15 protein-coding genes are annotated in these 14,901 nt (G+C 52.0%); 5 read left to right on the forward strand and 10 right to left on the reverse strand.

Annotated features, from left to right (window positions below):
- Positions 1-22: 22 nt before the first annotated feature.
- The 3 genes from SRBAKS_RS01385 to SRBAKS_RS01395 all read right to left on the reverse strand — a co-directional run bounded on the left by SRBAKS_RS01385 (position 23) and on the right by SRBAKS_RS01395 (position 2,627).
- The gene (locus SRBAKS_RS01385; RefSeq protein WP_229592842.1) at positions 23-592 is read right to left on the reverse strand and encodes an HD domain-containing protein; all 570 of its coding nucleotides are present in this window, start codon (positions 590-592) and stop codon (positions 23-25) included.
- Between the two features lie 90 nt (positions 593-682).
- Positions 683-1,651 carry an ABC transporter ATP-binding protein gene (locus SRBAKS_RS01390; protein WP_229592844.1) on the reverse strand — a complete coding sequence of 323 codons (969 nt, stop codon included), beginning with the start codon at positions 1,649-1,651 and terminating at the stop codon, positions 683-685.
- A 4-nt stretch (positions 1,652-1,655) separates the two neighbouring features.
- Positions 1,656-2,627 carry an ABC transporter ATP-binding protein gene (locus SRBAKS_RS01395; protein WP_229592846.1) on the reverse strand — a complete coding sequence of 324 codons (972 nt, stop codon included), beginning with the start codon at positions 2,625-2,627 and terminating at the stop codon, positions 1,656-1,658.
- A gap of 70 nt (positions 2,628-2,697) precedes the next feature.
- Here SRBAKS_RS01395 and trmFO point away from each other — a divergent pair, with 70 nt between their 5' ends.
- From trmFO to traT, 4 genes are all read left to right on the forward strand, one after another.
- A complete protein-coding gene (trmFO, locus tag SRBAKS_RS01400; RefSeq protein WP_229592849.1) occupies positions 2,698-4,035 on the forward strand; it encodes a methylenetetrahydrofolate--tRNA-(uracil(54)-C(5))-methyltransferase (FADH(2)-oxidizing) TrmFO in 1,338 nt (445 codons plus the stop codon).
- Positions 4,036-4,151: 116 nt separating this feature from the next.
- Positions 4,152-5,459 carry an O-acetylhomoserine aminocarboxypropyltransferase/cysteine synthase family protein gene (locus SRBAKS_RS01405; protein WP_229592851.1) on the forward strand — a complete coding sequence of 436 codons (1,308 nt, stop codon included), beginning with the start codon at positions 4,152-4,154 and terminating at the stop codon, positions 5,457-5,459.
- 192 nt (positions 5,460-5,651) lie between these two features.
- Positions 5,652-7,904, forward strand: a complete 2,253-nt coding sequence (locus SRBAKS_RS01410; RefSeq protein WP_229592853.1) for a S1C family serine protease — start codon at positions 5,652-5,654, stop codon at positions 7,902-7,904.
- Positions 7,905-8,663, forward strand: a complete 759-nt coding sequence (gene traT / locus SRBAKS_RS01415) for a complement resistance protein TraT (RefSeq protein ID WP_229592855.1) — start codon at positions 7,905-7,907, stop codon at positions 8,661-8,663.
- Between the two features lie 145 nt (positions 8,664-8,808).
- Here traT and SRBAKS_RS01420 read toward each other — a convergent pair whose 3' ends face one another.
- The 7 genes from SRBAKS_RS01420 to SRBAKS_RS01450 form a co-directional block, all read right to left on the reverse strand.
- Entirely contained in the window at positions 8,809-9,141 is a 333-nt protein-coding gene (locus SRBAKS_RS01420) for a ferredoxin-thioredoxin reductase catalytic domain-containing protein (RefSeq protein WP_229592857.1), read from the reverse strand.
- Positions 9,142-9,146: 5 nt separating this feature from the next.
- Positions 9,147-9,509: a glutaredoxin family protein gene (locus tag SRBAKS_RS01425; protein WP_347339444.1), complete on the reverse strand. Its 363-nt coding sequence runs from the start codon at positions 9,507-9,509 to the stop codon at positions 9,147-9,149.
- A gap of 1 nt (position 9,510) precedes the next feature.
- Positions 9,511-10,398 (reverse strand): amino acid ABC transporter permease, encoded by an 888-nt coding sequence (locus tag SRBAKS_RS01430; RefSeq protein ID WP_229592859.1) that lies wholly within the window; start codon positions 10,396-10,398, stop codon positions 9,511-9,513.
- Between the two features lie 12 nt (positions 10,399-10,410).
- A complete protein-coding gene (locus tag SRBAKS_RS01435; protein WP_229592861.1) occupies positions 10,411-11,256 on the reverse strand; it encodes a transporter substrate-binding domain-containing protein in 846 nt (281 codons plus the stop codon).
- A gap of 162 nt (positions 11,257-11,418) precedes the next feature.
- Complete coding sequence (locus SRBAKS_RS01440; protein ID WP_229592863.1) at positions 11,419-12,231, reverse strand: amino acid ABC transporter permease; 813 nt, start codon at positions 12,229-12,231, stop codon at positions 11,419-11,421.
- A gap of 120 nt (positions 12,232-12,351) precedes the next feature.
- Complete coding sequence (tmk, locus tag SRBAKS_RS01445; protein WP_229592865.1) at positions 12,352-12,993, reverse strand: dTMP kinase; 642 nt, start codon at positions 12,991-12,993, stop codon at positions 12,352-12,354.
- On the reverse strand, positions 12,969-13,997 hold the full coding sequence (locus tag SRBAKS_RS01450) for a 3'-5' exoribonuclease YhaM family protein (RefSeq protein WP_430708952.1): 1,029 nt from the start codon (positions 13,995-13,997) through the stop codon (positions 12,969-12,971). Before SRBAKS_RS01450 ends, tmk begins: the two co-directional genes overlap by 25 nt.
- 150 nt (positions 13,998-14,147) lie before the next feature.
- Between SRBAKS_RS01450 and surE the strand changes: the two genes are divergently transcribed.
- Positions 14,148-14,900 (forward strand): 5'/3'-nucleotidase SurE, encoded by a 753-nt coding sequence (surE, locus tag SRBAKS_RS01455; RefSeq protein ID WP_229592867.1) that lies wholly within the window; start codon positions 14,148-14,150, stop codon positions 14,898-14,900.
- The last annotated feature ends 1 nt before the right edge of the window (position 14,901 follow it).

Below are 14,901 nucleotides of genomic sequence, written 5' to 3' on the forward strand. Positions count from 1 at the left end.
TACAAAACTGAAAGCCGTGCAACTAAGCAGGGTCTGCACTCAGTCCGACTTCCGGCGCGATATCCTTGATGGATGCGATGGCAATGGTAAGGAATTCGCCCAGTTCAAGGCCGATTTTGTCACATTCACGAATGCAGTCTCGATTGACGCTGGCTGCAAAAGCCTTGTCTTTCATTTTCTTTTTTAGGCTTTTAACTTTCATTCCATCTATCTTGGTCGGTCGGACGAGCGCTCCGGCATGCACCAGTCCAGTCACGGTTTCGCCGCAGCGCAGGGCAAAATCGAATTCGGTACCCGGGGCTTCCGAGCCATTCATGTCGTATGCGTGGCGGCGAATGGCGGCCAGCGCTTCCTGTGGGAGCTTGTCGCCGATGATGTCCACGGAGTCCAGGCCATGACGGTCATGTACTTCCTTGGTTACGCTGTAGTCGAGGTCGTGCAGCAGGCCGGTTAAACCCCAGAGTTCTTCATCCTGACCAAGTTTTGCGGCAAGCCCACGCATGACAGCTTCGGATTCCAGTGCATGATTGATAAGGTTGATCTCGGTGTTGTGTTCTTTGAGCAGAGCAAAGGCTTCGTCACGGGTTATCATGGTCTCTTCCTTGTGATGAATTGTGAAGTGGCGTCAGTATGCATGCGCAACTGTTACTGGTCCAGATACAGATTGAGCTTTGTATGGGCGTTACAGTTCGGACGGAGTGTGCAGCCAACAGGCGACCTGAACGCCGGTGTCCAATGCCATCAGCTCAGGACGGCCGTTCCTGCATTTTTCGAATGCCTGGGGGCACCGTGGATGAAACGGACAGCCGGTGGGCGGATTCATGGGTGACGGCAGGTCCCCCGTCAAAGCGATGCGTTCGGGCTGTCTTGTCGGGTCCGGAAGCAGAAGGGCGGACATGAGCGCTTGCGTATATGGGTGCTTGGGGTCCTTGAACAGCACTTTGCTCGGTCCGATTTCCATGATGCGTCCGAGGTACATGACCGCTACCTTGTTTGAGATATGGCTGACCACGGACAGGTCGTGGGAGATGAACACGTAGGTTAACCGCAATTGAGTCTGAAGGTCCTTGAGCATGCCGAGGACCTGTGCCTGTACGGAGACATCCAAGGCGGACACAGGCTCGTCGCAGACTATGAGCTTGGGGTCGAGGGCCAGCGTTCGCGCCACGGCCACCCGTTGGCGTTGCCCTCCGGAAAATTCATGAGGATAGCGATTGCCATGTTCAGAGCGGAGACCGACCAGTTGTAAAAGATAATTGACCTTTTCACGTCGCTCTTCTTTGGAGCCAATGTTGTGAATATCCAGGCCTTCACGGATGATGGAACCGATCTTTTGCCGTGGATTCAGTGAGGAGTACGGGTCCTGAAAGATCATTTGCATTGATCTGCGCAATTTCTTCTGGTCCCAGCCCGCCAGGGTCTTGTTATCGAAGATCACCTCGCCGCCGGTCACCTTTTCAAGTCCCATGATGCACTTGGCCAAGGTGGATTTGCCGCAACCGGATTCCCCCACAAGTCCAAGAGTTTCACCTTGTTCCACCTGTAAACTGACACCATCCACGGCACGAACTGTGCCCGATTGGAGTCCCAGCAAACCACTGGTTACCTTGAAATGTTTGGTGACGTTGATGAGTTCGAGTAATGGCGGCATGGGGTTAATCATCCTCATAGAGCCAGCATCGAACTTGGCGGCCCGGTTCCGGTTCCAGAAGTGGGGGTACCATGAGTTCGCATTTTTGGAATTTCCTGGGACAGCGAGGATGGAAGCGACACCCAGTGGGCAGGTTGAAAATGGAAGGGACAATCCCCGGAATGGGGGTCAGGCGTGTGGTTTCGCCCAGTGTGGGCACTGAAGCGAGCAGCCCTTGCGTATATGGGTGAAGTGGGGCCGCATAGAGTGTCTTTGCATCTGAGAGTTCAATGATTTTGCCAGAATACATCACGGCTACACGTTGGGCCATGCGCGCGACTACACCAAGATCATGTGTTATGAGCATGAGTGAGCCGTTGATACGTTCCTTGAGCTCGTTCATGAGGTCGAGAATCTGTGCCTGAATGGTCACATCCAGAGCTGTGGTCGGCTCGTCTGCGATGAGTATGTCAGGATTGCAGGCCAGTGCCATGGCGATCATGACACGCTGGCGCATACCACCGGAAAGTTCGTGCGGATAGGAGGTGGCGATCTTGGCCGGGTTGGGGATGCCCACCAGGTTGAGAGCGTCCACGGCCTTTTTCAGAGCTTCCTTTTTGTTGAACCCCTGATGTAGTCGAAGAGGTTCGGCAATTTGATCGTTGATGCGGAAGACCGGATTCAGCGCGGTCATGGGCTCCTGGAAGATCATGGAGATGGCATTGCCCCGAATCTCCATGAGTTCGTTTTCAGACATCTCCAGAAGGTCCTGGTCTTTGTACAGGATCGTCCCTTCGGTGACGCGACCGGGCGGATCGGGTATGAGTCCGAGTATGGAGAGCGCGAGGACAGTCTTGCCGCACCCGGATTCGCCCACGATGGCCAGGGTTTCCCCTTGCATAAAGGAAAGGCTGACGGTATCCACCGCCTTGGCTATACCTTCGTGTGAGGCAAAGCAGGTCGTCAGCTTGCGTATGTCGAGTAAGGGTCGGTTCATTATGACTTCCACAGGTTCGTCGTTGTATACGGCATATTGCGTCGAACGTAAACGAAATCGGGGATATGAAATGGCACAAGTGGCAATAGTGGGCGGTGGACTGGCAGGATGTGACTGCGCATGGCAGTTGGCTGAGGCCGGAACCATGGTCACGCTCTATGAGATGAAGCCGGACAAGCATTCCGAAGCGCATTCCGAGGATGGACTGGCCGAGTTGGTTTGTTCGAACTCCTTTCGCGCCACAGGTCCCAGTGCTGCGGTCGGGTTGCTCAAGGAAGAGATGACTGCGTTGGGCAGTCTGATCATGGAAGCGGCCATGGCAACGCGTGTCCCTGCTGGTGGGGCGCTGGCCGTGGATAGGACACTGTTCTCCGAATATATCACTGACAAGATCGAAAACCATGCCTTGATCACGGTTGTTCGTCAGGAGATTTCCTCTCTTGATGCCGAGGAGTTGCAGGGGGCTGATGCCGTCGTCATAGCTGCCGGACCTCTGGCCAGTGCAGAACTGACTGAAAGCCTCATGGCTTCTGTCGGTGATGAGCGTTTGTATTTCTATGACGCTATCGCGCCGATTATTTCCCGTGATTCCGTTGATTTCGATAAAGTCTTTTGGGGATCACGCTGGAAGCCGGAGGACGATGATTACCTCAATTGTCCCATGTCCGAAGAGGAATACACGGCGTTTGTTAAAGCTTTACTTGAAGGTGAGAAGGTCCAGCCGCGCGACTTTGAAAAGGAGATCCACTTCGAGGCCTGCCTGCCTGTCGAGGCCATGGCTGAGCGTGGTGAGATGACGCTTGCCTTTGGGCCGCTCAAGCCGGTGGGGTTTGTTGACCCGAAAACCGGAGAACGTCCCTTTGCCATTGTCCAGTTGCGCACGGAGAACGTGGACAAGACCTCTTTCAATCTCGTCGGTTTTCAGACCAAGCTCAAATACCCGGAGCAAAAACGTATCTTTCGCATGATTCCTGGTTTGGAAAATGCCGAATTTCTTCGTCTCGGATCCATTCACCGGAATACCTATGTCAATGCGCCACAGGTGTTGGACGAAACGTTGCAGCTCAATGCAAAGCCGGGATATTATCTGGCTGGGCAGATCACAGGTGTGGAAGGATATCTTGAATCGGCCGCCTGTGGCCTCTGGCTGGGACTCTCCCTGTCGCGTCGCCTTCATGGTAAGGGCCTGGTCGAACTCCCACCGGAGACGGCTCTGGGGGCTTTGTTGAGCCATCTGCGGACTGAACCGGTCAAGCAGTTCCAGCCATCCAATGTCAATTTTGGTCTCATGCCCGGGCTGCAAAAGAAGATGAAGAAGAAGCTGCGCAAGGAAGCCTATGGAGTGCGGGCGCAGGAGGCGTTTGCCGAGTGGTTGAACGCAGCCGAGCTGAAGGATACCGAGGTATAATCTTATGAGGCATATCATGAATCGCAATGGTTCGGAGTGTTGCCAAAAAGTGTCTGCTGACGCACTGTGACGGTGTGTAGTAATGATTGTATTCCTCAACCAACAGGAGATCGACCATGGCCGATAAACCATATGGTCCTCAGACTCTGGCTCTGCATGCGGGGCATACGCCTGACAGCGACACGGGGTCCCGTGCCGTCCCCATCCATCAGACCACGGCTTATTTGTTCCGTGACGCGGATCACGCAGCAAACCTCTTTGCCCTCAAGGAACCGGGATATATTTATACCCGCCTCATGAATCCGACCACAGACGTGTTGGAGCAACGATTGGCCGCCTTGCATGGTGCTGCAGGTGCGCTGGCAACAGCCTCTGGTATGGCTGCCATTTTTTATACGGTCACAACCATCACCTCGGCCGGACAGAATTTTGTCACGGGTTCCAACCTTTATGGCGGAACACAGACGTTGTTCGAACACACGTTGAAACGCTTCGGTATCGAGGTCCGGTTTGTGGACTCAAGCGATCCAGCCAATTTTGAAGCGGCCATTGATGAGAATACGCGGCTGGTTTATTCCGAGGCTATTGGCAATCCTCGTTGCAATGTCGATGACTTGCTGGGCATTGCAGCCGTGGCGCACAAGCACGGTCTGCCTTTTGTCCTTGATGCCACAGTTGCGCCCCCGCCCATATTCAATCCTTTTGATTTCGGCTGTGACATTGCGGTGCATTCGCTGACCAAGATTATCGGTGGTCATGGTGTGGCCATGGGCGGAGCCATAGTGGAGAAGGGCGACTTTGATTGGGGAGCATCAGGCAACTATCCCGAGTTGACCGCTCCAGACCCGACATACAACAATGTCAACCTCTGGGAAGTACTGGGGGGAGCCGACAGCAAGCAGTGTCCCGTCTTTACGACCAAGGTAAGAATAGGCTTGTTGCGCGATACGGGCGCAACCATATCGCCGCACAACAGTTTTCTCATCATTCAGGGGATGGAAACCCTGCCGTTGCGTGCTCGCCAGCACTGTGAAAACGCACAGAAGGTGGCCGAGTTTCTGGAAACGCATTACGCGGTGGAATGGGTGAATTATGCCGGTTTGGCCAGTCATCCTGATCATGATCGTGCCAAGAACACCTTTCCGATGGGGCCTGGCGCTGTCTTCGGCTTTGGCGTTAAGGGCGGTCTCGAAGCTGGCCGGAAGTTCATTGAGTCAGTAGAGTTGTGTTCACATCTGGCCAATATTCTTGATGCCAAGACATTGGTCATTCATCCGGCATCTACCACACATGGACAATCCACCCCCGAAGAACAGTTGGCAGCCGGCGTACCTTCCGATCTCATTCGTATCTCCATCGGCCTGGAAGATATAGAGGATATCATTGCCGATCTTGATCTGGCCCTGTCCAAATCTCAGCGATAAGACTTGATAGAACCTTGAGAAAGGCCTCTGCATTGTGCAGGGGCCTTTATGTTTTTATTGCATAAAGGTGTTAGAATATCGGCGTTGCTTTTTGCTGTTGAATAGCCTACTATTCAAGTGCCTGTTCTAACAAGGAATTGGGTAAATCATTATTGTTTCAGGAGGCCTCCGGGGGGCGTCAGTGAGGTCTATATGCGTCAAGCGTCTTTAGTTTTGGCCCTGTTTGTCTGCGTGATTCTTGTTCTGTCAGCGTGTAAGGCGACTTCCCATAAAGCGGGGAGCGGATTGTCGGATTCATTGTCAGCCAGGGTTGACGCCTTGCTTGATCAGGGCAAGTACAATGAAGCATCTGACTTGGTTGTCGCCAATTATTCCTTTTTTTCCAGTAATATCAAAGATTCCGAAATTTCAGCTATGACCAAGCGACTGGTCAAGGCGCTTGATGTGGCTTTGTCGCCACAGATCAATGCACTCGCTCATGGGGCGGTCTCGGTGCAGTGGCCTGCTGAGCGTGTGGCATGGCCGCAGGTTCAGGAAAAGATGGTGACTTTGGAAAAGTTGGTTGCAGAACTCAATACTGTACATGCTTTCAGGTATGTGGAATTGAGACCGGCATCCTATACTGCTGCTGTGGCTACCTATGAAGAATGCGTGCAGAAAATTGTGTCGGATGCTCCTGTGGCTTTTGCACGGTATCCCCTTGGGAGCGGGCAGGATTTTTTTGACGCGTATCCTGTGTCACTCGATGCATCGGCATTTCTCGCGGCCAATGAAGCAATCTGGCGGGATGCTCTTACAGCAATGTCGCATGCTCAGGTCGAGTCGTTTTGCAAGGTCTATGGAGCGACGCTGCCGGATGCTGCGCGCCGGAAGTTGGGGCAACGCTATTTCACCACCTTGTGTCCGTCTCCCAAGACCGCGGATTTAACCAATATCCTGGCCGCTTACGAGCAATGTCGCTCAGTGGGACTTGAGCCGGACTCCATACCTGATCTCAAGATTGCTTTTTTGCAGGTCACCAGTCCGGACCTCATCAAGGACAAGGCTCTTGATTTTGGCCTCAATGTGCGCCTTGACCTTCCTTTTGATGCTTCCAGGGCAAGTATGCGCAAGGCGTTCAATCATGAAGCCGTGAAGGAAGCGGACATTCTTATTCTCGTCAATATAGCTGTATCAAAGGTCAGGCGGGTCGTGGCCCGGCGGGAGAAGGTCAAATCCACCTTTGTCAGTGGGTATACCAAGGAAGTGAACCCGGAGTACGAGATCGTCAAAACAGAGCTTGAATCTGCCACGGCGGAGCATACGGCTGCAAAGAACAAGGAAGTCACGCCCTGGATGTATTCCCTGACGCTCAATCTCATGGAGGAGTCTGCCAAGGATGATCTTGTGGAGGAGACAGGACAGTCTCTGCAGGCCGTGCGGGATACATTCAGAAAGACGCCCCAGTATATTTCTGTAGCCCAGTATCATCCGTATCAGGTGATCAAGGCTCATATGGACATCTATAAGTTTGCTACGGTGCACTATTATGTGGTGGACAAACGGAAGAGTGAATTCTTCAGGGATACTTTTGATATCAGTGAACAATCCTATTTTACGGTTTGTTATGCCATGGAAGATTCCGATCCCAACCGGGAAATGTTCATGCAGACCTCCGTGCTGGAAGATGATGTGGTTCGGTATGAACTTGAACCGGCTACTGTCAGGTTGTCGGACCTTCTGAATCAGTTTGTCAGTCGTCCGGCAGAGGCCGCACGGTTTTCATCCATGGCTGACGTGCAGAGAGCGTTTATCGCAGACAGAAGCGACGCACAGCTGGCTCGAAAAAATGCGACCTATGGCTACGATAAATATGCTGATAAACGGTTTGACAGTGTCGTGGTGGTCAGGAACACGGGCACTGGCATTGGGACCGGATTTTATGTGACCGACAACATGGTCCTGACAAACTATCATGTCGTGGAAGAGTCCCAATATGTTCAGCTGAAAATGTTTGATCAACGCGAGATGATGGGGCGTGTTGTTGCCAGAGACGCCCAACTTGATCTGGCGCTGATACAGGCGGATGTGCGTGGCCGGCCAGTTTGCTTTTATGACAAAAGGGAACTGCCGCTGGGCGAGTCGCTTGAGGTCATTGGGCATCCGGACGGACTGGAGTTTTCCATCACTCGGGGAGTCATCAGCTCTCTTCGCCGGACCGCTCCCATCAACTTTGCACAGTCCAGTGCCGAGGTCCTGTATATTCAGACAGATGCGGCCACCAACGGTGGCAATTCAGGTGGGCCGGTATTCTATGGCAACTCTGTCGTCGGGGTGCAGGACTGGGGCGTGACACATCTTGCATCCGGCGTGGCTGCTCAGGGGTTGAATTTCTCAATTCACTATTCGGAAGTTTTCAAGTTTCTCGATGATCAAGGCATCACAGTGTGCAAGGGGAGTAAATAAATGTTCAAGAAAAGACAGACGTTACCGATTGTATTGGCCTTGGTTCTCGTTTTGACCGCATGTGTTGCCCGGCAACAGAATCCGCATCAATTGGTTGAGGATGAAAAGACCGGGTATTCTTATGGAGCGATTAAAGATGGTGAATTCATTGCCGATCCGGCCATGTTTCGCAATGCAAAGCTCAAGTTGCGCATACGTAACACCACGGGTGATTCCTCTTTGGATATAAAGATTTTTCGTCAGCAGTTGGAAAAGTCGTATGGTGATCTTGGGTATGAAATCACTGATGGTGACGACTTCGGCATCTTGCTGGATGTCAATGTCCGTTATTTCGGTCAGGTGACTGAAATGCTGCCAGCGGAATACTCCTTTCTAGGTGCCGCGGCAGGAGGCGTTGTCGGAGCGACTCCCGGCATACAGAGCGGGCGATCAGCAGATTCGTTGACCGGTGCAGCAGGGGGAGCCGTCGTTGGTGCGGCTTTGACTGAAATTATGCGTAACTATGCTACGGAAGAGACGTTTATTATCATTTCGTCCATCACCATGGGAACAGTCATGCCGGAGCGTGTTGAAGATGAAACGACCATCTCTTTTGTGACCGGCAAGAAAGTGAAGGAAAAGAAAACCAACTTCAAGGGATTCAGGTCTCGTGATACGGTCAATCTCGCTGTGTACGCAGGGGGAATGATGGCGGCCAAGTCGGATATCATCAACGAGGTGCGAGCTCGTCATCTCCGCATATTGCGGGACATAATTTAAGACTTACTGAAACCGAGGGAATGCGAGACGAGCCTTTGGCCCCAGAACTCAATCGGTTATTGGTTTTTTGTTTGATCGATATGTGGTTTGGTTAGTGAATAAAAAAATCCCCATCAAAACGACGGGGATTTTTTGTTTCATGCATTTAGAACAGGATGTTTTCAGGGGGTCTCCGTTCCGGGACCACTTCCTTTTCACCCGAGTCTTCATTGTATTCCTTGCTGACATACAGGGCACAGTAACAGGCTCCGTATTCCTTGACGTCGTCCTCGCGGTAGGTGCAGGGGCAGACGATGTCCTTATCAGCTTCATATTCGCCATTGGCCAGTCGGCAGGGGCAGGCCATATAGCCGAGTCGTTCCTTGTTGATGAGCAGGCTTTCAAGGAGCGGCATGGTCATTTCCATGTCCTTGTTGAAGTAGTATCCCTTGGGCTCCTGCACTTTTTTCAACATTTCGTAGAGTTGTTTGGCATCCATGGCTATCAATCCTCCAGAGCTTTGTCGATTTTGTCCTTGTGGTAGCCGACCACAACTTTATCTTTGATGATGATGGTTGGGAAAGAGACGGCCGGATTGTGATTCTTGATTTCGTCGACGACCTGTTTGCGTTCATCTCCGGAGAGCTCATCTACGTGAATGCATTCATATTTGACACCGCATTCATCCAGATACTTTTTTGCATTTCTGCAATGTATACAGGTGGAAAGGGCGTAAACCTTAATGTCGTTCATTTGAAATGCCTCCATGTCGAACGGTTTGCTCGACGTTTGTTTATCAGATCTTACCGCCTCATCAGGCTCTTTGAAAATGAGTTTTTTAAACAACGTACTGATGAAGTTGGCCATATCAATCTCTCTTCATGGTGAGTTCCAATCTCCTGACAGCAAGTGAGCAGAGGAACGTGAGAATAAAGTACATTACGAAGACCAGGGTCCAGATTTCAAAGCTCCGGTAGGTCGTGGTCATGAGCTGTTGGGCCTGGAACGTCAATTCTTCGATGGAAATGACGGAGACGATGGCCGAGTCCTTGACAATTGATATAAACTGTCCGGCCAGGGCTGGCAACATGCGTTGTATGGCTTGGGGAAAAATAACATGCCGCATGGCCTGAGCTTTTGTCATGCCCGTGCCCGTGGAGGCTTCCCATTGTCCGGGGTCAATGGATTCGATGCCGGCTCGGACTATTTCGGCGATATAGGCGGCTTCGAACAGTGCCAGTGTGATCAGTGCGGATACGAATTGTGGAAAGCGATTCATGGGGCCGAATAAATAGCTCAGCACGTCTTTTGTCTCAGGATTCATGGCATAGATGAAGTTATCCATGTGCAGAAGCGTCATGATCTGATCGCCGATGAAAAAATAAAAGATGAATATGAGCACCAGTGGAGGGGTGTTCCTGATAAGTCCCACATAGGTGCCGGCAATCAGTCGTTTGAAGAGACTGCGTGAAACGCGAAAAAAACCGATGAGGGTGCCAAGGGAGATGGCGAGCAGGCCTGACCATATGCTGAGCCTGATTGTTGCGAAAAGACCGAGCGTGAGCAAGCCGGGTTTCCACGATTGCGTTGGTTCATCAAACCGTAGCAGGAATTGCGGGATAACACTCCAGTTCCAGTGGTAGTTCAGCCCTGTGACGGCCTTATAGGCGATGAAGCCGAACAGCCCTGCCAGAGCCGCCAGTATGGCGGCATCCAGCAGGGTTATGCGTATGCGGGTTTTGTGTATGGTTGGCAAAGAGAGGCTCGACTACTGAATCTGGTTTTCCCATTCGTTGGTGTAGAACCAGTATTCGTATCTGTTCTGGAGCCAGCCTTTGCTTGAGGTGTACAGGACCCAGTTGTTGAGCCAGTTCAGGAAGTCGGGATCGCCTTTTTTCACGGCAAACGAAATCGGTTCACGAGTGAAATCCTCCTTGAAGGGCAGGAAGAGCTGGTCGGGGTATTCCTTGGCTAGGTTCATGGGGAGCGGGTTTGAAGCGACCACGGCGTGGACGCGCTCGTTGAGCAGCTCCTGAATCGTCTGGGATTCTTCGTCAAAGAAGAGAATCTTGGCCTTGGGCAGGAAGTTTTTGGTGACTTCCGCGGCAGTGGTTCCAAGGCGAACGGCGACAGTGGTGGCCGGATTGTTGAATTCGGAGGCCATGGTTCGACCGCCTGCCAGTTTTTTGCTCGCAACCACGGACATACCGGAGAATTCGTAGGGAATGGAGAAGTTGACTTTGAGATTGCGTTGAGGAGTGATGGACATGCCGCCGATGATGATATCGAACTTTCCGGTCAGGAGTGCGGGGATGATGCCGGACCACTTGGTGGGGACAAATTCGACTTGAACGCCCATGTCTTCAGCCAGTTTTTTGGCGACATCGATTTCAAAGCCGATGTATTCCCCGTTTTTGTTCTTCATGGCCCAGGGCTTGAATGTATCAAAACCGACTTTGATAACACCGCGTTTGAGAATGGTGTCGAGCTGGCTGGTTTTGGCTGGAGCTGCTTTCTCTCCAGCTTTTTGCTGGACTGGTTGCTGGCTGCATCCAATGATGAGCGCGAGCAGACATGAAAGGCAGGTGAGGGTTGCAAGACGTACAAGTTTCATTCTTTTCTCCTTGTTCCGGCAGGTGCGAGGCCGGGCTGCTGTTATTTGCAGGATTCCTGGGCAAAAGTTACGTGTGACACCCCGAGAATGGCGATCATAACTGTACTGCCTGTTTTGACAGTTCTCCAGATAGTCATGGTGTTCTCCAATTCCGGTTAATGGTTAAATGGAAAAGCGTTGCTCCAGTATTCTCACAATCCCTGACAGGATTAAGGTGATGACAAGATATATGGCGGCAACAGTAAACCAAATTTCAAAGGTCAGAAATGTTTCCGCATCAATCATGCGGCCCTGTTGCGTCAGGTCCAGAATGGCCACGGTCGAAACCAGCGCGGAATCTTTGATCAACGACACGGCCTGGCTCGTGAGCGGAGGCAGGACCCGGCGAATGGCCTGGGGCAGAATGATGTGACGGTACATGGGCGCAGAGGACATCCCGAGGCTTTTGGCAGCCTCCCACTGTCCCTTGTTAATGGAAGTGATACCTGCTCGGAATATTTCGGATGCGTAGGCGCCTTCAAACAGGCTGAGCGCGATAATGGCTGACCAGAATCCGCTGACTCCCAGAATGGGAGCCAGCACGAAATAGATGAAGAATATCTGGATAAGCAGCGGGGTGTTACGGATTATTTCCATATAACAACGTGCCACGCCACGTGCGGCCCATGAATTGGTCATACGCATGAGCGCGGTTCCCAGGCCGATCATCAGCATGAGCAATAGACTGATGGAGGTTATCTGAAAGGTGACGCCCAGCCCCTGCATAAGGAGTCCCCACCTGAATCCCTCGTCAGTGAATTGCCCGAGATATTGGGGAATGCGATACCATTGCCAGTTGTATCCGAGCCGTTGGGTGCCTATTGACAGCAGTATGGCAACAGCGGCCATCACTGCGATATATTTGGCAGTGTCGATTAACACCGAAGCCGGTATTCTTGAAGGAGATGGTGGCTTGACGATCTGGTCGATAGGCATGAACTCGTATGAGGGTAAGCGGGTTATGCGATGACTTGTGTCATTGCTTGAGAATCACCATATCAGAATCGGGCAAAGAATACAGGCACTATTCTTTTACCCTTCAGTGAAATGAGAGGGTCAGGCCTTGTCCTCCAAAAGCGGATCGATGATTTCCCTGATGCGTGTGAACACATCTTCCGGGGTGGAAGCAGCGGAAACCACTTTCATGCGATCCTTGTGGAATGCGGCCCAGGTCAGGTAGCCTTCGCGAATGCGATCGTGGAAAGTGAGGTGTTCAGCTTCGAATCTTCCTTCTTCCTTGGCTTTGCCGTCCTGGATGTTGCGAAGTGTGGCTCGTTTCAGACCTATTTCAGGGTTGATGTCCAGAACAATGGTCAGGTCGGGCCACAAACCGTCTACTGCGACCTCGTTGAGCTCTTTGAGGACCTGTGTGTCCAATCCGCGGCCATATCCCTGGTATACGATGGTAGAGTCAGCAAAACGGTCGCAGAGTACGATTCGTCCGGCTTCCAGCTCAGGACGAATGACCTGCGCGATGTGTTGGGCACGATCTGCCAAATAGAGAAATAACTCCGTGATAGGGGTGATATCCTTGTTGTCCACATGGAGAAGCATCTTTCTGAGCTCCTTGCCAACGCGGCTCCCGCCCGGTTCCAGGGTCAGGAAGACTTCTTTGCCTCTGGATTCAAGGTATTCGGTGAGAAGCTTTATTTGAGTCGATTTGCCGGTGCCTTCTATGCCTTCAAAGGTAATAAACATTGGTTCTCCGGTTTCTCGTTCTTCTTGGCAGATGGGTCTGGGGTTGTCGGGGCGCGATACACATTGCGCTCAAGGAAGCGCATGTAAGGAGACCACTCCTGACCATTTTTGTCCATGTCTACATAGGCTTGTTCGATAATATTCAGCTTTGCGTCCATGTTGTCCACAAAGTGGAGGACAAATGCCTCAGGCGTTTTCGGGCGTACAGGCGCTCCGAAATCGTGCTCACCATGATGGCTGGTGATCAGGTGGCGCAGGTGCAGCTTGAGACTTTCATCCAGCGATTTGGCTTTCTTCAGAAACGGTTCCAGCTTATTCTGGCCGATCTGGATGTGGCCGAGCAGACGACCTTCGTCCGTATAGTCGTTGGTCAGACCGCCGGAAAGTTCCCACGCTTTTCCGAGATCATGGAAGATGGCGCCGGCGAGCAGTGTCTGGCGATCCAGAGTAGGGTAGACATCACACTGCGCCATGCAGGATCGGGCTACCTGCAACGTGTGTTCAAGCAATCCGCCTACATATGCGTGGTGGACGGTTTTTGCTCCGGGGGCCGAAAGCAGGCGTGTACGAATCTCTTCGTTGCCGAGCACATTTTTGCAAAACAGCTTCCATGGCTTGTGTTTCATGTGTTCGGTAACAAGTTCCTCCACGGCCTCCATAAGCTCTTGAGGCGGTACGGCGGATGTGGGCAGGAAATCGCCCATATCCACATCAGGATGGGGTGTCTCAAGGAGTTCCATGTGGTCGACCTTGAGTTGATTCTTGTCTCGGTAATTTTCAACAAAACCTTGCACATGGGCCATCTGTCCGGGGGCAAGAGCAGGATATTCCTGGCTTTTCGGACTCCATATTTTGCCGTCGATTTTACCTGTGGCATCTTGAAATGTAATGTTCCAGTATGGGCCGTTTCGAGACTGTGCCTGGTTGGCCGATGCCAGGAGAAAAATATCATTTACCGGTTGGCCGGGAGCCATATCATGAATATATTGCGACTTTTTTCCCACGAATATTGCCATTGAATAGAGGTTGAGGTAACCCCGCACATACGAGTATCATCGCACGGGATGCGGGGTGCAGGATAATTGGGTTCCGCTTCAAGTTATGAACCTGATTTCACAGGTATTGTCAAATCAAAGCTCCATAGGTGACGTAGTATGAAGATCCTTCTTGCCAATGATGACGGTATACAGGCCATAGGTCTTCGGACCCTTTATTTTGCTCTGATAGAAGCGGGCCACGATGTCCGCGTGGTTGCGCCGGTCACGGAACAATCCGCAGTGGGACACGCCGTAACCCTGTCCATGCCCATCAAGGTCAAAGAGTTTAAGGAAAACGGATTCGTGGGGCAGGGGGTGTACGGAACGCCGGTTGACTGCGTGAAGTTGGGGTTGTCCACACTGTTGGATGGGCCTCCGGAGCTGGTTCTCTCCGGTATCAATGCCGGGGCAAACGTGGGCGTTGATATCCTGTATTCGGGCACTGTCTCCGCCGCCACGGAAGGCGCGCTCATGGAGATTCCGGCCATGGCCGTATCCATGGACAGTTTCAATCCGAAGGATTTGAGGGGACAAGCCCGTTACTGCGTCGACCTGTTGCCCCAGATTCCATGGAAGGAGCTCCCCAGAAAATGCGTGGTTAATCTCAATTTCCCGGACTGTCCCATTGAAGAGGCCAAGGAACTGATTGTGTGTCCGCACACAAGGGCTTCCTATACAGATGAATATGATACCCGTTTGGATCCCCGTGGGAATCCGTATTATTGGCTGAAGGGGGCTATTCCGCCCGAGCGTATCAGCGCTGACCGAGATCGCGCGCTGTTGACGGAAGGACATATTACAATGACACCGCTTCATTTTGATTTCACAGATCGAGACACGTTGGATCTGCTGAAACAGAGCGGCTTATAAA

The organism is Pseudodesulfovibrio sediminis (assembly GCF_020886695.1).
In the GTDB taxonomy this organism is placed as follows: domain Bacteria; phylum Desulfobacterota; class Desulfovibrionia; order Desulfovibrionales; family Desulfovibrionaceae; genus Pseudodesulfovibrio; species Pseudodesulfovibrio sediminis.